The 16297-nt window shown below is 68.8% G+C and carries 18 protein-coding genes and 1 pseudogene; 10 read left to right on the top strand and 9 right to left on the bottom strand.

Annotated elements, in window-relative coordinates; genetic code table 11:
* Nucleotides 1-2 precede the first annotated feature (2 nt).
* Nucleotides 3-1499, top strand: a complete 1497-nt coding sequence (locus AC2YG9_RS19840; RefSeq protein WP_487299729.1) for a CoA-acylating methylmalonate-semialdehyde dehydrogenase — start codon at nt 3-5, stop codon at nt 1497-1499.
* Between the two features lie 3 nt (nt 1500-1502).
* Here AC2YG9_RS19840 and AC2YG9_RS19835 read toward each other — a convergent pair whose 3' ends face one another.
* Nucleotides 1503-1883: a DUF2237 family protein gene (locus AC2YG9_RS19835; protein ID WP_487299728.1), complete on the bottom strand. Its 381-nt coding sequence runs from the start codon at nt 1881-1883 to the stop codon at nt 1503-1505.
* A gap of 95 nt (nt 1884-1978) precedes the next feature.
* Here AC2YG9_RS19835 and AC2YG9_RS19830 point away from each other — a divergent pair, with 95 nt between their 5' ends.
* From AC2YG9_RS19830 to AC2YG9_RS19820, 3 genes are read left to right on the top strand one after another with little or no spacing between them, the layout of a single operon-like run.
* Nucleotides 1979-2998, top strand: a complete 1020-nt coding sequence (locus tag AC2YG9_RS19830; RefSeq protein ID WP_487299727.1) for a hypothetical protein — start codon at nt 1979-1981, stop codon at nt 2996-2998.
* A 58-nt stretch (nt 2999-3056) separates the two neighbouring features.
* Nucleotides 3057-3935, top strand: coding sequence for an HpcH/HpaI aldolase/citrate lyase family protein (locus AC2YG9_RS19825; RefSeq protein WP_487299726.1), 879 nt, complete (start codon nt 3057-3059; stop codon nt 3933-3935).
* On the top strand, nt 3932-4699 hold the full coding sequence (locus tag AC2YG9_RS19820) for a hypothetical protein (protein WP_487299725.1): 768 nt from the start codon (nt 3932-3934) through the stop codon (nt 4697-4699). Before AC2YG9_RS19825 ends, AC2YG9_RS19820 begins: the two co-directional genes overlap by 4 nt.
* On the opposite strand, the gene AC2YG9_RS19815 is transcribed toward AC2YG9_RS19820, so the two are convergent.
* Complete coding sequence (locus AC2YG9_RS19815; protein ID WP_487299724.1) at nt 4696-5112, bottom strand: HIT domain-containing protein; 417 nt, start codon at nt 5110-5112, stop codon at nt 4696-4698. The two genes, AC2YG9_RS19820 and AC2YG9_RS19815, sit on opposite strands and share 4 nt — an antisense overlap.
* A 65-nt stretch (nt 5113-5177) precedes the next feature.
* Here AC2YG9_RS19815 and AC2YG9_RS19810 point away from each other — a divergent pair, with 65 nt between their 5' ends.
* A complete protein-coding gene (locus AC2YG9_RS19810) occupies nt 5178-6056 on the top strand; it encodes an endonuclease/exonuclease/phosphatase family protein (protein WP_487299723.1) in 879 nt (292 codons plus the stop codon).
* On the opposite strand, the pseudogene AC2YG9_RS19805 reads toward AC2YG9_RS19810, so the two are convergent.
* The 3 genes and pseudogenes from AC2YG9_RS19805 to AC2YG9_RS19795 form a co-directional block, all read right to left on the bottom strand.
* Nucleotides 6029-7075: pseudogene (locus AC2YG9_RS19805) on the bottom strand (MaoC family dehydratase); the annotation flags it as partial. The gene AC2YG9_RS19810 and the pseudogene AC2YG9_RS19805 sit on opposite strands and share 28 nt — an antisense overlap.
* A gap of 24 nt (nt 7076-7099) precedes the next feature.
* The gene (locus AC2YG9_RS19800; protein WP_487299722.1) at nt 7100-7732 is read right to left on the bottom strand and encodes a hypothetical protein; all 633 of its coding nucleotides are present in this window, start codon (nt 7730-7732) and stop codon (nt 7100-7102) included.
* A 2-nt stretch (nt 7733-7734) separates the two neighbouring features.
* A complete protein-coding gene (locus AC2YG9_RS19795) occupies nt 7735-8496 on the bottom strand; it encodes a hypothetical protein (protein WP_487299721.1) in 762 nt (253 codons plus the stop codon).
* Nucleotides 8497-8646: 150 nt separating this feature from the next.
* On the opposite strand from AC2YG9_RS19795, the gene mdh reads away from it, so the two are divergent.
* From mdh to AC2YG9_RS19775, 4 genes are all read left to right on the top strand, one after another.
* Nucleotides 8647-9609 (top strand): malate dehydrogenase, encoded by a 963-nt coding sequence (mdh, locus tag AC2YG9_RS19790; RefSeq protein WP_487299720.1) that lies wholly within the window; start codon nt 8647-8649, stop codon nt 9607-9609.
* 101 nt (nt 9610-9710) lie between these two features.
* The gene (locus tag AC2YG9_RS19785) at nt 9711-10352 is read left to right on the top strand and encodes a fumarylacetoacetate hydrolase family protein (RefSeq protein ID WP_487299719.1); all 642 of its coding nucleotides are present in this window, start codon (nt 9711-9713) and stop codon (nt 10350-10352) included.
* Nucleotides 10352-10984, top strand: a complete 633-nt coding sequence (gene maiA, locus AC2YG9_RS19780) for a maleylacetoacetate isomerase (protein ID WP_487299718.1) — start codon at nt 10352-10354, stop codon at nt 10982-10984. Before AC2YG9_RS19785 ends, maiA begins: the two co-directional genes overlap by 1 nt.
* Nucleotides 10985-10987: 3 nt before the next feature.
* Nucleotides 10988-11611 carry a carbonic anhydrase gene (locus AC2YG9_RS19775; RefSeq protein ID WP_487299717.1) on the top strand — a complete coding sequence of 208 codons (624 nt, stop codon included), beginning with the start codon at nt 10988-10990 and terminating at the stop codon, nt 11609-11611.
* A gap of 3 nt (nt 11612-11614) precedes the next feature.
* Here the strand turns inward: AC2YG9_RS19775 and AC2YG9_RS19770 are convergent, their stop codons facing one another.
* From AC2YG9_RS19770 to AC2YG9_RS19760, 3 genes are read right to left on the bottom strand one after another with little or no spacing between them, the layout of a single operon-like run.
* Nucleotides 11615-12895, bottom strand: a complete 1281-nt coding sequence (locus tag AC2YG9_RS19770) for an ABC transporter permease (protein ID WP_487299716.1) — start codon at nt 12893-12895, stop codon at nt 11615-11617.
* Nucleotides 12892-13830 carry an ABC transporter ATP-binding protein gene (locus AC2YG9_RS19765; RefSeq protein WP_487299715.1) on the bottom strand — a complete coding sequence of 313 codons (939 nt, stop codon included), beginning with the start codon at nt 13828-13830 and terminating at the stop codon, nt 12892-12894. The genes AC2YG9_RS19770 and AC2YG9_RS19765 overlap by 4 nt, the downstream gene beginning before the upstream one ends.
* Before the next feature lie 25 nt (nt 13831-13855).
* The gene (locus AC2YG9_RS19760; protein ID WP_487299714.1) at nt 13856-14839 is read right to left on the bottom strand and encodes an alpha/beta fold hydrolase; all 984 of its coding nucleotides are present in this window, start codon (nt 14837-14839) and stop codon (nt 13856-13858) included.
* A gap of 53 nt (nt 14840-14892) precedes the next feature.
* On the opposite strand from AC2YG9_RS19760, the gene AC2YG9_RS19755 reads away from it, so the two are divergent.
* Nucleotides 14893-15294, top strand: a complete 402-nt coding sequence (locus AC2YG9_RS19755) for a hypothetical protein (protein ID WP_487299713.1) — start codon at nt 14893-14895, stop codon at nt 15292-15294.
* A 3-nt stretch (nt 15295-15297) separates the two neighbouring features.
* On the opposite strand, the gene AC2YG9_RS19750 is transcribed toward AC2YG9_RS19755, so the two are convergent.
* The gene (locus AC2YG9_RS19750; RefSeq protein WP_487299712.1) at nt 15298-16290 is read right to left on the bottom strand and encodes a M23 family metallopeptidase; all 993 of its coding nucleotides are present in this window, start codon (nt 16288-16290) and stop codon (nt 15298-15300) included.
* Nucleotides 16291-16297 lie beyond the last annotated feature (7 nt).

Raw genomic sequence — 16297 nt, 5'->3', positions numbered from 1 at the left:
CCATGCGCGACATCCAGCACTTCGTGAACGGCCAGACCCTGGCCGGGACCTCGGGCCGCTTCGGCGACGTCTTCAATCCCAATACTGGTGAGGTGCAGGCCCGCGTCGCCCTGGCCACCCCGGCCGAGCTGGACGCCGCCGTGCAGGTCGCGCTCAAGGCCCACCAGGGTTGGTCGGCGACCAATCCCCAGCGCCGGGCGCGGGTGATGTTCGAGTTCAAGCGGCTGGTCGAGGCCAACATGCAGGACCTGGCCGAGCTGCTGTCGAGCGAGCACGGCAAGGTCATCGCCGACAGCAAGGGCGACATCCAGCGCGGCCTGGAAGTCATCGAGTTCGCCTGCGGCATCCCGCACGCGCTGAAGGGCGAATACACCGAGGGCGCCGGCCCCGGCATCGACGTCTATTCCATGCGCCAGAGCCTGGGCGTGGTGGCCGGCATCACCCCGTTCAACTTCCCGGCCATGATCCCGATGTGGATGTTCGGGGTGGCCATCGCGGTCGGCAACACCTTCATCCTCAAGCCCTCGGAGAAGGACCCGTCGGTTCCGGTCCGCCTGGCCGAACTGATGATGGAGGCCGGCGCCCCCGCGGGCGTGCTCAACGTCGTCCACGGCGACAAGGTCAGCGTCGACGCCATCCTGCAGCACCCCGACATCAAGGCCGTCAGCTTCGTCGGCTCCTCGGATATCGCCCACTACGTCTATTCGCAGGGCACGCTGCACAACAAGCGGGTCCAGGCCATGGGCGGGGCCAAGAACCACGGCATCGTCATGCCCGACGCCGACATGGACCAGGTGGTGAAAGACCTCTCCGGCGCCGCCTTCGGCTCGGCCGGCGAGCGCTGCATGGCGCTCCCCGTCGTCGTCCCGGTCGGCAAGAAGACCGCCGATGAACTGCGCGAGCGGATGATCGCCGAGATCGAGACCCTGAAGGTCGGCGTCTCCAACGACGCCGAGGCCCAGTACGGCCCGGTCGTCTCGGCCGCTCACCGCGCCAAGATCGCCGAATACATCCAGATCGGTAAGGACGAGGGCGCCGAGCTGGTCGTCGACGGCCGCGACTTCAAGCTGCAGGGTTACGAGAAGGGCTTCTTCATCGGCCCCAGCCTGTTCGATGGCGTCAAACCCGGCATGAAGACCTACCACGAGGAAATCTTCGGCCCCGTGCTGCAGATGGTCCGCGCCGAGAGCTTCGAGGAAGCCCTCGAACTGCCCTCGAGCCATCAGTACGGCAACGGTGTCGCCATCTTCACCCGCAACGGCCGCGTGGCCCGCGAGTTCGCCGCCCGGGTCAACGTCGGCATGGTCGGCATCAATGTGCCGATCCCGGTGCCGGTCGCCTACCACACCTTCGGCGGCTGGAAGCGCAGCGCCTTCGGCGACACCAACCAGCACGGCATGGAAGGCCTGAAGTTCTGGACCAAGGTCAAGACCGTCACCGCTCGCTGGCCGGAAGGTGAGGTGGCCGACTCCTCCTTCATCATCCCGACGATGAAGTAGCGCCTAAGCGACGACGGCATAGTCCTTGAGGATTCCCAGCGGCACGATCGCCAGGGTTTCCTCATGGGTGGACTCCAGCACCACCTGCGGGGCGCAGCCGTCGTCCAGCGCCTCCTTCCAGCGCGGCGCGCAGAGGCACCAGCGGTCGCCGGGCTTGAGGCCCGCAAAGCCGTACTCCGGCCGGGGGGTGGACAGGTCGTTGCCCTGCCGGGCGCTGTAGGCCAGGAAATCGGCGGTCATCACCGCGCAGACGGTGTGCAGGCCCAGATCCTGCGGCCCGGTCTCGCAACAGCCGTTGCGATAGAACCCGGTCACCGGGTCCAGCGAACAGGGGATCAGTTCGCCGCCCAGCACATTGAGGGCCTCGGGATCGTAGCGGGTCATGTGCCCATACTGATCCCGCCAACGAAGGTTGGCGAGGGGTCTTGGCGTGAAGGCTCCAGCCTGAGACGATGTTCCCCAGTTGGGGGAGTAGATCGATGCTGAAACTGTGGCCCGCCGCCGTCGCCGGCCTGGCCGGGATGGTCCTTGCCGGATCGGCCCTGGCCGTGACGCCGGAGGAGATTGTCGCCGGCTGCCAGCCGGGCGGCGCCTACGGCCAGACCTTCGGATCGACGACCCTGGCGGGCCAGCCGGCGCCACGGCGCCTGGGCGAGGGCCCTTCGGTGGTTGCGCCCGCGGACCTCGCGCCCTTCCGGCGAATCGAGACGACGCCCACGCCGGCGAGCGGAAGGATTCACACCATCGGCCTGGTCGCCGAACTGGCCGACGCCAAGGCGGCGAAGGCGCTGCAGGAGACCCTGGTCGCGGCCATCGTCGCCAGCGGGCGCTTTGCCCACCGCGATGAGGAGGAGGAAGCCTGGCCGACGTTCGACGCCGAGGCGACTGGCGAAGACGAGCCGGGCCGGGGCCTGCGCATGGAGGTCTTCACGCTCGGCGACGAGTTGACCATCAACTGTATCGACCGGGTCCTCTATACGGTTGCCTGGGATGAGGCGCTCGGCCGAAACGTGACCGAAAAGCCGACACCGCCGAACCTGCCGATGCCGGGGCCCCCGCCGACCCTGGCGGTCTGCGCCGATCCCGTCACCCGCAAGAGCTTCGTCACCGGGTTGGAGGAACAGTTGATCGACCTGACGGAGTTCAGCCGGCGCAACTCGAACTACACCACCCGCCTGGTCAGCTGGCGCTCGGATCAGCTGGTCAAGGCCGGCGTCTGGACCGAGGAGCAGTCCTTTTCCGAAACCATGGCCATACTCACCGATCCCCGGATCATGGGACCGGCGGAAGCGAACATGAAGCTGATGATCCCCTTGATCAGCGACCTGGCCACCTTCGCCGAAGCCCTGGAGACGGGCGACGAGGACAAGGCCTGCAAGCTCGGCGTCTCCGTGATGAGCGTGTTGCACCGGGCGACGGCGTCCAATGCCCGGCAATGGCAGGTGATTGAGGAACGCTTCGCCGCCGTTGCCAAAGCCAAGGGCGTGACGCTGGACTAAGCGGCCGATTGACGGCATGGGCCTTGCAATTGCCCGCTTCTCCGGACCCCAATCGTACATGACCGACACGCCCCGTCCCCGCCGCAGCGCCCTGTACATGCCGGCCTCGAACGCGAAAGCCATCGAGAAGGCGCGCAACCTGGCCTGTGACGTGGTCATCCTCGACCTGGAGGACGCCGTCGCCCCCGAGGCCAAGGAAACCGCCCGGATGCAGGCGGTCGAGGCGGTGAAGGCCGGCGGCTTCGGCCGTCGTGAGGTGGTCATTCGCGTGAACGGCCTCGACACGCCCTGGGGCGCCGACGATCTGGCCATCGCCGCCGGGGCGGGAGCCGACGCCATCCTGGTTCCCAAGGTCAGCAGCGCCGCCGACGTAAAGGCCTACAACGCCGCCATCGAAAAGGCGCCGGCGGCCACCAGGCTTTGGGCGATGATCGAGACCTGCGCCGCCCTGTTCGCCCTCAACGAGATCGCCGCCACGGCGAAGGACACGCGGCTGAGTGCCTGGGTCATGGGGACCAACGACCTGGCCAAGGAAATGCGCTGTCACCAGACCGCCGACCGCGCCCCCTTCTGGGGACCCCTGAGCCTGTCGGTGGCGGCGGCCCGCGCCCATGGCCTGACCATCCTCGACGGGGTCTACAACGATATCGAGTACATCGACGGCCTGGTCGACGTCTGCCAGCAGGGCGTGAATTTCGGCTTCGACGGCAAGACCCTGATCCATCCCAAACAGATCGAGCCCTGCAACCTGGTCTTCTCGCCGGCTCCCGGCGAAGTCGACTGGGCCCGCAGCGTCATCGCCGCCTTCGCCCTGCCCGAAAACGCCGGCAAGGGGGCCATTCGCGTCGAGGGCCGAATGGCCGAGCTGCTGCATCTGTCGCAAGCCGAGCGGCTGGTGGCGGTGGCCGAAGCGATTGCGGAGGCTGACGCCGAATGAGGGGAAGGATCGCCCTTGCGGCCCTGATGGCGTTGCTGGCCGGGCCGGTCCTGGCCCAGGAACAGCCGCCCTCGGCCGATCCGATCGGCGATGTGCTGTCGGGCCTGGCCGCCAGCCAGGGCATGGATGACGACGCGGCCGAGTCGGCGACCGCCACCGCCCCCGACGCGGCGGCGGCCTCGCAGGCCAACGATGCGGGCGCCGACGGCGACGCCGAAGATCCAGGCGAGGCGCCCGCTCCGGCCGAGCCCCCATCGCGGCCGGCCTATGCGCCGATCTATACGGCCCCCACGCCCTACACGCCGCCGCCGATCTCGCGCCTGCCGCAGCTCGACCGGCCGGTGATGATCGACGAACTCTATCGCACCCCCGAGGCGCCGCCGACGGCGGTCGAACAGGCCTATGAGAGCCGTATCCGCGGCGGGCTGAACGCCGCCCAGGGCCTGCAGGGCCCGCTCGACGGCGGCTGGGTGCTGCGCGGGGCCGACGGCCGGACGCTGTACGGGCTGCAACTGGTCGACAAGGGGGCCGGGGCCATCGCACTGGAAGGCGCCTGGCGGTCGCTGAAACAGGGTCAGCCGTCCGGTCAGGTCGGGTTGGTCGATGTCATCGAACGCACTGGCACGGGCGGGGTCTATATCCGCTTCACCCCGCGCGGCGCGACCGAGCCCCTGATCCTGCAGCTCGACCCGGCCGGCGCGGGCTGGTCCGGCACCCTGTGGGAAGCGGGGAACACCCGTTCGGTCACCCTGCGCCGGAACTAGAGTCCCAGCGCCTTGCGGGCCACCAGCACCGCATCGGCCGCGTCTTCGTAGGCCTGCGCCGCGCTATGGCCCCAGACCGGTCCCGGCCAGGCCGGATCGTCGGCGCAGCGCCCGACCACATGGACGTGCAGCTGGGCCGTGACATTTCCCAGGGCGCCGATGTTGAGCTTGCCGACCTCGAAGCCGGTGAGGCCGGCCATCACCCGCACCGCCTTGCCGGCGGCGACGGCCTCTTCCATCAGCCGGCCCCGGTCCGCCGCCGACAGCTCCTCGACCTCGACCAGGCCAGGCAGGCGCGGGATCAGCACCAGCCAGGGATAGCGGGCGTCGTCCTGCAGGCGGACGTGGCACAGGGGCAGGTCGCCGACCGCATGGCTGGTGGCGACGAAGGCGGGGTCGAGGATGAAGTCCATGGCGAGTCCTTCACGTCCGGCGTCCTGGCGGTCAAGCGCCCTGTTCAGGCGAACGCTGTTATGCAATGCTGGGTTGTCAACGGGAGGCGGTCATGGCGTTCACCTTCGCGACCTGGAATGTCGAGAAACTGCGCGGCGACGCGGCGCGGCTGAAACGGGCCGCCGACTTCATCAAGGGCGCCCATCCGGGCGGAAAGCCGATCGACGTCTTCGGCATCCTGGAGGTTGCCCATGTCGACGTCAGTGTGCTGATCCAGACGGAGTTTCCCGACTACGACTTTCACCTGACCGACGGACCGCAGGTGCAGGAAATCCTGGTCGGGGTGCGGCGCGGGGTGTTCGACCAGAAGGCCTTTTCCCAGAAGCGCGAGTTCAAGGCCGGCAATGAATTCCTGCGCCCCGGCGCCCTGTTGTCGGTCCGCCAGGGGGTGGTCTGGACGCACCTGCTCTACATGCACACCGATTCCGGAGTCGATGCCGACGCCTTCGGCAACCGGTTCAACATGTTCAACAATATCCGCAAGATGAAGGGGGCGCTGGACGGCAAGGACCCGTCGGGCGCGGCGCGGCTGATCGTCATGGGCGACCTCAATACCATGGGGTTGCAGTATCCAACGGCGATCAAGGCCAACATCCGCATCAAGGCAGCCGAGGAGATTCTGGAACTGCCGACCTTCGCCGGGCTGCGGGTTGCGACCAAGAGCCACGACCGGACCTGGAAGGGCTCGGCTGGCGAGAGCGACCTGGACCACATCCTGGTCACCCCGCCGGTGACCTTGGCGCCGCTGGGCAAGGCGGGCGCCGAAATCCGGGACGTCTGCGTCAGGGGCTGGGTCGAACTGGCCGACAAGGCGGCGGTGAAGGCCTTCCTGAAGGATATGAGCGACCACTGTCTGCTGCTGGGCGAGACCGCCTGGCCGCGCGTTGGAACCGCCGCCCAGTAGTCGAAGTCGAGGATGACCTCGCCAGGATAGGCGCCGGCCTCGTCCTTGTCCGGCAGGTCGGCGCAGGGCCGGTCCCTGGTCGCCACCAGCCGCAGGCGCAAGGCCCCGACGCCGGGCTCGAGCAGCGCCTTGTCCAGCACCTCGCTCCAGGCGAACACGGTGCCGCCGGCGAAATAGGGGTTCACATGGCGCCCGCCGTTGATGCCGAGGATCAGCCCGGCGTTCTGCAGGCCGTTGAAGCTCAGCGCCTTGGCCGTCGAGATCACCACCCCGCCGTAGACGAGGCGCCGCCCGGACGGGTCCTTGGCCCGCTCATACTGGTTGAAATGGACCTTGGCGGTGTTCTGGTAGAGCCGGGTGGCCATCTGATGCTCGGCCTCCTCGATGGCCATGCCGTCGACATGGTCGATCTTCTCGCCGACCGCATAGTCCTCGAAGGCATGGGCGGCGCCGGCCAGGGCGAAGTCATACTTCGAGAAGTCGAGGGTCCTGGGGATCACCAGGTCCGAGGCCGGCACGGCGGCCTTGAGGTCCGGGACCTTCTGTTCGGCGATGTTCGCCGCCTCGTCGCGCTTCCGGACCATCACCCAGCGAACGTAGCTGAGCACCGGCTCGCCATCCTGGTTCTCGCCGGTGGTGCGGACGTAGACGACGCCGGCCTTGCGGTTGGAGTTCTCCTTCAGCCCGATGACTTCGCTGGTCGCGGTCAGAGTGTCGCCCGGGAAGACAGGCTTGAGGAACAGGCCCTCGGCGTAGCCCAGGTTGGCCACGGCGTTGAGGCTGATGTCCGGCACCGTCTTGCCGAACACGACATGGAAGGCGATCAGCGGGTCCACCGGCGCGGCCCGCAGGCCGCAGGACCGGGCGAACTCGTCCGAGCTGAACAGGGCGAAGCGCGGGCCGTAGAGGGCGGTGTAGAGGGCGACATCGCCGGCGGTGACCGTGCGCGGCGTGGCGTGGCGAAGGATCTGGCCGAGGCGGAAGTCCTCGAAGTAGTTGCCGGGATTGGTCTTCGACATCTGCGCCTCCTGCGACGCGCTCCCCTAACCCGGCGCGTTGTTGCTGGCCAGAAAATCGAAGTAGCCGTCCAGGAAATCCTGGTCGGCGACGCTTCCGAGGGCATGGGACCAGTAGTCGGCGATGCAACAGGGCGCCACCGTGTCGATCGCCTGAAAGGCCTTGAACAGGGTGTTCAGCTGATCCTCGTCCGCCGTCGCCGCCTCGAACCAGATAGCCCGGACCAGATCGTCCCTGGCGTCGACCTTCACGAAGCAGTCCCGGTCGAAGCCATAGCACCAGGCCTCTGTCTCATAGGAGGCGAAGGGATCGGTCTTTCCGGGCGCCATGCTGGACGGAAGGCCGGCGTTGAACCGTTTCACCCGAGGCATCAACGGCGCCAGCACGGCGGCGACGGCGGCCACGGTCAAACCGTCGTCGGCGAAGCTCCTCTCCGGCTCCTGGATGGCGTACACCGCCGTCCAGCCGACCCCGTCGAAGTTGGCCTCGCCGGCGGCGTCGGACGCCGCCATGTCGGCCCGCACATGGGCCAGGGCCGAGACGGGATAGAGGTTGCGCATCCCCCAGTCGTCCTCGTGAATGCTGATCACGGGCTCGTCCGAAGGCGCCGGCTTGGGATCCAGCCAGCGGCGCAGGGCCTGGGCGAATGGCAGGGGCACCGCTAGCGGACCGGCAACAGCAGGTTGGGCGAACTGGCCGACAGGGGCGCGATGACCTCGGCCCGCGCGGTCTTCTTGCCGGTCGGAACCAGGCGGACGGCGCCGCCGAGGATCGGCATCACCACCGAGCCGTCGGCCTGGCGGGGCAGATTGGTCTGGCCGACCCAGGTCTCATAGCCACCGACGGAGAGGTAGAGGTTGATGTCTGCGTCCTTGGCGTCGAACTCCAGCAGCCGGTAGGAAAAGACCATCGGGACGCCGAAGTCGGCCGGGCCGGCCTTGACCATCGGCGGCCGGACGCTGTTGTCGGAGCGATCCGACGACAGCCGGAAAGGAAGCAGGGTGAAGGGCTCGGTCCACAGGTAGATCCCGACCTGGGTCTTCGGCAGGCAGATGGTCTTCCAGCGGTTGGGCTCGCTCTTCGACGGGGCCTTGCGGTGGGTGCACCAGACGACCACGGCGTCGGCGTCCGGGCGCCACATCCGGCCATAGATCATGGCGAACATCGGCTGTCCGGCCGGCAGGGGCTCGTCCTTGACGAACCAGCCCACGGGCGTCACCGGCGCCTCGAGAACGCCTGTGAAGCTGAAGCGAACGGGGACGGTGAGGATGGCGCCGCCCTTGCCGATCTCGCCGCCGGCGACTGCGGGCTCTCCGGCCGGAAACAGCGGGCCGGTATAGCTGCCCTCGGGGGGCGTCTGGGCGCCGGCCGGGGCGGCCAGCGCCAGCAGGGCCATCGCCAGGCCAATCATCATCCTACGCATCGCACACCCCCAAACCGCCCCGACCCTAGCGCGCAGGGGGGCGGCTCACAATCGGCGGGCGCCGCAGTGCAACACCCGACGCTTGCGGTCCCGCCGCGCCGGGTCTAGACCGCGCGCGACCCTTTTCATCACTTCAGAGAGACCTGCTCCATGGCTCGAGCCAAGATCGCCCTTATCGGCGCCGGCATGATCGGCGGCACCCTGGCCCACATCGCCGCGCGCGAAGAGCTGGGCGACGTCATCCTGTTCGACATCGCCGAGGGCATCCCGCAGGGCAAGGCGCTCGACATCGCCGAAGCCAGCAGCGTGTTCGGCAAGGACGTCTCGCTGAAGGGCGCCAACGACTACGCCGACATCGCCGGCGCCGACGTCTGCATCGTCACCGCCGGCGTGCCCCGCAAGCCGGGCATGAGCCGCGACGACCTGCTGGGCATCAATCTGAAGGTCATGAAGGCCGTCGGCGAGGGCATCAAGGCCCATGCCCCGAACGCCTTCGTCATCTGCATCACCAACCCGCTCGACGCCATGGTCTGGGCCCTGCGCGAGTTCAGCGGCCTGCCGCACGAGAAGGTGGTCGGCATGGCCGGCGTTCTCGACAGCGCCCGCTTCGCCTACTTCCTGGCCGAAAAGACCGGGGTCTCGGTCGAGGACATCCACGCCTGGACCCTCGGCGGCCACGGCGACGACATGGTGCCGATGGTGCGCCACTCGACGGTCGGCGGCCTGCCGCTGCCCGAACTGGTCGCGCAAGGCTGGATGACCCAGGAAGAGCTCGACGGCATCGTCAAGCGCACCCGCGGCGGCGGCGGCGAGATCGTCGCCCTCCTGAAGACCGGCAGCGCCTATTACGCCCCGGCCGAGAGCGCCATCGCCATGGCCACCAGCTTCCTGAAGGACAAGAAGCGCGTCCTGCCCTGCGCCGCCTACCTGAACGGCCAGTACGGCCTGAAGGACCTCTACGTCGGCGTGCCGGTGGTCATCGGCGCCGGCGGCGTCGAGAAGATCATCGAGTTCTCCACCAACGACGAAGAGAAGGCGATGTTCGCCAAGTCGGTCGAGTCGGTGCAGGGCCTGATCGAGGCCTGCAAGGGCATCGAGCCGTCGCTGGCCTGATCCACACTTTTGACGTCCAGAGCGGCCCTCTTCCCATCCGGGAGGGGGGTCGTTTTGCGTCCGGGGTGGCGCGCGCGCCCGCGCGGCGCTAACTGAGCGCCATGCCCGATCACGCCTTCACCCTGCGCCCCACTCCCACGGTCCCGGTCGAGGGCGACAAGCCGTTTCCCGTGCGCCGTATCCTCTGCGTCGGCCGCAACTACGCGGCCCACCGGGCCGAGATGGGCGGCGACGACCGCGATCCGCCGTTCTTTTTCGCCAAGCCGGCCGACGCCGTTGTGCCGCCGGGCCAGGACGTGCCCTACCCCTCGGCGACGTCCGACCTGCACCATGAGATCGAGCTGGTCGTGGCCATCGGGCCGGACGGCATCTTCGGCTATGCGGTCGGCGTCGACCTGACCCGCCGCGATCTCCAGGCGGTGGCGAAGGCCAAGGGCCAGCCGTGGGACAGCGCCAAGGGCTTCGATCACTCGGCCCCGATCAGCGCCATCCGCAAGCTGGAAAGCATTGGCGATGCGGCCATCAGCCTGTCGGTCAATGGCGAGGTGCGCCAGAAGGCCCACATCGGCGACATGATCTGGTCGGTGCCCGAGATCGTCGAACAGGCCGGCCTGCTCTGGGACCTGCAGCCCGGCGACCTGATCTTCACCGGCACCCCGGAGGGGGTCGCGGCCGTGCAGAAGGGCGACCTGGTCGAGGGCTCCGTCGAAGGGGTCGGTTCGCTCAGCTTCGAGATCGTCTGATGAAACTCTACAGCGCCTGGCGGGCGTCCGGCCCCTACCGGCTGCGGATCGCTCTGGCCCTCAAGGGCCTGGCCTACGACTACGTCCCCGTCGACCTGGTGGCCGGCGAGCAGCGCGGCGAGGCCTACCACGCGGTCAACGCCCAGATGCTGGTGCCCAGCCTCGAGGTCGACGGCGAGGTGATGACCCAGAGCCTCTCCATCCTCGAATGGCTGGAAGAGACCCACCCGGAACCCGCGCTTCTGCCGACAAGCCCCCTGGACCGTCAGCGGGTGCGCGCTATGTGCGGTGTCGTCGCCTGCGACATCCACCCGGTGAACAACCTGCGCATCCTCAAGCAACTGAGTGCGCTGGGCGTCGATGAGGACGGCCGCAATACCTGGGTCGCCCGCTGGATCGCCGAGGGGTTCGCGGCGTTGGAGCCGATGATCGCCCGACATGGCGCCGGCTATGCCTTTGGAGAGACGCCGACCATGGCCGACTGCCTGCTGGTGCCGCAGATCTACAACGCCAATCGCTTCGGCGTTGACCTTGGCCCCTACCCGGCGCTGGTGGCGGCCGGTGAGCACGCCCTCAAACACCCGGCCGTGGCCGGCGCCCACCCCAATCTGCAACCCGACGCGAAGGCCTGATCCATGCTCGACGATCTGAAAGCCAACAACCGCGCCTGGTCGGCCAAGAAGACCCAGGTCGACCCCAACTTCTTCAAGCGGCTCGAGAACCAGCAGGCGCCCAAGTATCTGTGGATCGGCTGCTCGGACAGCCGGGTGCCGGCCAACGACATCGTCGGCCTGGATCCGGGCGAGCTGTTCGTCCACCGCAACGTCGCCAACCTGGCCCCGCCGCAGGACGCCAACTACCTGTCGGTGCTGCAGTATTCGGTCGATGTCCTGAAGGTCGAACACATCATGGTCGTCGGCCACTACGGCTGCGGCGGCGTGGCCGCGGCCGTCGATGGCCAGCGCCGGGGCCTGATCGACCACTGGCTGCACCCTATCCGCGAGGTGCATGAGCACCATCGGGGCGAAATCGAACAGATCGAGGGCGACCAGGGCCGCTGGGACCGGCTGGTCGAGCTGAACGTCATCCGTCAGGTCAAGAACGTCGCCTCGGACATCTTCGTCCAGGACGCCTGGGCCCGCGGCCAGGCGCTCAACGTCCATGGCTGGGTCTATTCGCTGCGCAACGGCCTGGTGAACGACCTCGGCGTCACGGTCAGCAACTTCGACGAAGTCCAGGACCGCCTTTTCGACTTCTAGCCGCTACTCGCCACCCCGGAGCTTGGCGACCAGGCCCTTCAGATCGACCTTGCCCGTCGACAGGGCCCCGGCGCGGAAGGCCCGGCCGGCGATCCACATGACGAAGGCGACGGTGGCCAGCATCAGCAGGCCTGTGGCGACCACCTGCCACAGCGGCGGGCCCGATGCCGCGCGGGCGGTCATCATGAAGGGGGTGAAGGGTGGCACCCAGGAGAGGATCTCCAGGGCCGGGGTGTCGGGCCGCTTCAGCGCCTGGGTCAGGAACAGCACCGGCACCATGAGGAGGATCATGATCGGACCCAGCAGGGTCTGGGCCTCGCGCGTGGTCTCGCAGAAGCTGCCGATGGCGGTGAACACGCTGGCGTACATCAGGTAGCCGCAGATCAGATAGAAGGCGAAGTAGAAGATCAGCCCGCCGCTGAACAGCACCTGGCCGAAGGCGGCCGCCTGGCCGGGCGCGAAGATGTTGAGCAGCACCGCCCCCACGACGCCCCACACCCCCATGACGGTAAAGGTGATGCCGGCGACGCCGAGGATCTTGCCGAACAGGATCTCTGGCACGGTGGCCGAGGACAGCAACACCTCCAGCACCTTGGACGACTTCTCCTCGATGACGCCGTTCAGCAGGATTCCGGCCCCGGTGAAGATGACGCTCCACAGCAGCATGGCGGCCGCGAAGCCGATGAAGCCGGGCATCTTGGTCAGGACGGTGGCCTTGCCGGCGGTCTTGGGTGAGTAGTCGGTGACCTTCGGGGTCAGGGCCTGGGCCTGGGCCAGCAGCTGCGGGCTGACGCCGGCGGCCTGAAGCTTGGCCTGCTCCATGCCGCCGGCGATGGTCCGACGGACGGTCTCGGTGGCGCCGAGCAGCGGATTGTCGGTCCAGGCGTCGACGGCGATGGCCTCGCCGGAGCCATGGATGACATAGGCGCCGGCCAGTTTGCGCTTGCCCGGCAGGCGTTGCTCGCCGGCCAGCCAGGGCTTCAGCGCTGGACCGATGGCGGCTGGATCGGTCGGCAGGGCCAGCGGCGGCGGCACGACCTCGTTGCGCGGCCGGCCGTTGCCGCCCTTGGCGCTCAGCGCCTCGGTCAGCGGGGCGAGATAGGTCTGACCTGGCGTCTGATCGATCAGAACCAGCGCGGGCGGCGGGGCGGAGGCCTCCATCCAGCCGGTCGCCCCGATGACCAGGGCCATGCCCAGCGGCAGGGCCAGCATCGACAGCCAGAAGCCGACGGTGCGGACGTAGGCGATGTATTCGCGGACGGCGATGCGGATCAGGCGTCTCATGCGGCCATCTCCGGGGTGTCGAGCTGTTCGCCGGTGAGGACGATGAAGGCGTCGTGCAGGCTGGGCTCGCGCAGTTCGAACCGCTGGATGTCGAGGCCCTGGGCGAAGGCCTTCTTCAGGGCCTCCTGGCCGGAGGCGCCGGCCTTGAGGGCGCAGACGTGGCGCTGGCCGGCCTCCAGGGGCGTCGAGCTGACTCCGGCGATGCCCGGCAGGGACCCGGCCGCTTCGGCCTCCAGCTGGCCTTCCAGGACCAGGGCGCGGGGGGCGCGGGCCTTGGCCTCGGCGACGCTGCCGTCGAAGGCCTTCTTGCCGCGCGCCAGCAGGACGACATGTTCGCAAAGCCGTTCGGCGTGCTGCATGACGTGGGTCGAGAAGACAACCGTCGCGCCGCGCTGGGCCAGGCCCCGGATGGTGGCCTCCAGAGTCTGCTGGTTGACGGGATCGAGGCCGCTGAACGGCTCGTCGAGGATGACCAGCTCCGGCTCATGGGCGACGGCGGCGATCAGCTGAACCTTCTGGGCCATGCCCTTGGACAGCTGGCGGATCTGGCGGTTCTGGGCCTCGGCCAGGCCCTGCTCTTCCAGCATGGCGATGGCGCGCTTCTTTGCGACCGGGGCCGGCACGCCCTTGAGGCCGGCGAGGAAGACGATGGCCTCGATCGGCGTCATCCGGCGGTAGAGGCCGCGCTCCTCCGGCAGGAAGCCGATGCGGTCGCGCACGCTGCGCCCGTCGGGGGCGCCCAGCACGCTCAGGGTTCCGGCCGTCGGCTCGCTGAGGCCCAGCACCATGCGCAGGGTCGAGGTCTTGCCAGCCCCGTTGGGTCCCAGGAAGCCGAGGATGCGGCCGCGTTCGGCGGTAAAGGACAGGTCGTCGACGGCGGTGAAGGCGCCGTAGCGCTTGGTCACGTTGGTCAGGGCAAGCGCGGCGTCGGTCATGGTGCGGACACTGGCCCCTCAGGCGTTAACGTTGGATTCCCGCCGCCCGCACCTTGAGGATGGCGTCGACGATCACGTCCCGATGCTTCAGGCCCAGCATGTCGGCGTGGCCAGCGTCGTCGATATTGACGTGGAAGCCGGTCTTGCTGACCCGGGCCGGCTCCGACTGGAAACGCTTCCAGTCAGACAGGGCGCCCTGGCGCGGCGGCCCGGCGGTAACGACGCCGACGGGAAGGTCGGGATCATAGGGCGCGGCGGCCTTGCCCTGGACCGAGCTGGCCAGCCACAGGGACACCTCGCGCGCCGACCAGCGGTTGTGGCGACCGGAGGCGAAGGCGCGGCGCTTCTCCGCCGCGGCGGCGGGCGGCAGGCCGATGCGATCACCGATGACAGGACCCAGCGGGGCGAAGAGGCCGAGGGTGGCGGCGCCGCCGGCCAGATGCGAGACCGTGCCGAAGCGGCCGATCCAGGTCTTGGCGACGGGCAGGTCAGCGGCCTCCGGCGGTGCGGCGTCGAGCAGCACCAGGCCAGCGACCTGCGCCCGGTTGCGGGCCGTGAACAGCCGCAGGTGCAGCCCGGCCATGGAATGACCGACCAGGATGTAAGGGCCAGTCTCGCCCGAGGCGGCCAGCAGTTTCTCGAGGTCGCCGACGATGGCGGCGGAGTCGCGGGGGCTGGGGCCCGGATCGGAGCGGCCAAGACCCGCCCGGTCATAGGCGCAGCTGCGCAGGCCCTTGGCCGTCAGGCCCCCCTGAACGGCGCCGAAGTCGGCCGACAGACCGAAGGCGCCGGCCTCGAACACGACCAGCGGACCATCGGCCTTCTCTGGCCCGGCGCAGACCAGGTTCAGCTTGCGGCCGCCGATGTCGACCAGGCGGCCGGGCGGGTTGGCGGCGGCGAATGCGGACACGAGGCCTCCGAAGGCAATGGCGAGGAGCAGGGCGAGCGTCAGGACGGCGAGACCGCGGCTGACCCCCCAGACAGTCCGGCGAACGGCGGTCTTGAGCATGCGGTCAATCTAGGTACGGTCGCGGCATATCGGAAGCGGGGAGGCTTCTCAAAATGCTGCGCACCATTCTGGGCGTCATCGTCGGCGCGCTGGCCGGCGGGACCGTGGTCTATGGCTGGGAGATGCTGGGCCACGCCATCTGGCCGCTGCCGCCGGGCATCGACTTCGACAACACCGAGCAGATGAAGACCCTGATGCTCGCCATGCCGCTGCCTGCCATCCTCTGGGTGGCGGCGGGTTTCGGAGTCGGAATCTTCGCCGGGTCCAGCGCCGCCAATGCGGTCGGCAAGGGAAACATCGTGGCCGGCTGGATCGTCGCGGCGCTGCTGTTCGCTGGCGCGATGTGGTCGGTCTTCGCCATTCCGCACCCGGTCTGGTTCGGCCCGCTGACCGTGGTGGTCTGCGGCCTCGGCGGCTGGCTGGCCCAGCGCTGGCAGGGCCGAAAGGCCACCTGAACCTTACGAGGTCGGGATCGCTTCGTCGTCAGCCGGGACGGCCTTCACGGCCGCCTTGGGAGCCGGCTTGTTGACTTCCCGGACCATCAGTTCAGGGCCGCCGGCGTCCTGCATGGCGCGGAGCTTGGCGCGGGCCTCGGCGGCCTTGACCGGGTCGCGGGCGACCATCTGGATCGGACCGGCCGGGTTGATCACGGCATGCACCCGGCCGTCGGTGCTGGACGCCAGTTGGACGACGGCGCCGCCATTCTTGCCGGGCTGGGTGTTGTTGGCGGCGGCGCGGACGCTGGCCGGCCAGTTTCCGACCACGGCGACGCGGGTGCGGCCGACCTTCATGGCGTCCTTGACCGGCAGCAGGTCGGCGGAGGCGAAGCTGCGACCGATGAACAGGGCCGGATTCATCGGCCGGCCGTTCTGGCGGATCTCGAAGTGCAGGTGAGAGCCGGTCGAGCGGCCGCTGCCGCCGACGTAGGCGATGGTCTGGCCGGCAGTGACCGGCGAGCCGGCCTTCAGGCCCTTCGCCGTGCCCGACAGGTGGGCGTAGAAGGACACCAGGCCGTCCTCATGCTTCACCTCGATGAAGCGGCCGTAGGACAGGCTCATGCCGGTGCGGGTGACGACGCCCGGCAAGGTGGCGGTGACCCTGGTCCCGGCCGGGGCGGCGATGTCGACGCCTTCATGCAGCCGGCCGCCCTCTTCCCAGGGCATGCGGCGCATGCCGAACGGCGAGTTGATCGAAAAGCCCGCGACCGGGGCGTTGAAGGCCAGGACCTTGAGCATCGGATCGCGCGAGGCGGCGACCAGGTGCGGATTGGCCTTGCCGGCGGACTTGGGGGCCTGTTTGGCCGCGATGATGACGTCGGCCGGACGGTCCGGGCGGGTCACGTTGCCCATGGCGAACGCCGCCGTCATGGCGAAAGCGCCACCGACGATGCCGGCGACGACCGGAATAGCGGCGCTATAGGGGCCCTTCTGGGCCGGGACGCTGGGTTTCACTGGTCAA

This window comes from Caulobacter sp. SRI_014 (assembly GCF_057586315.1).
Note: the sequence above shows the minus strand (reverse complement) of the source record. Positions and strands in the feature narration are given on the sequence as shown.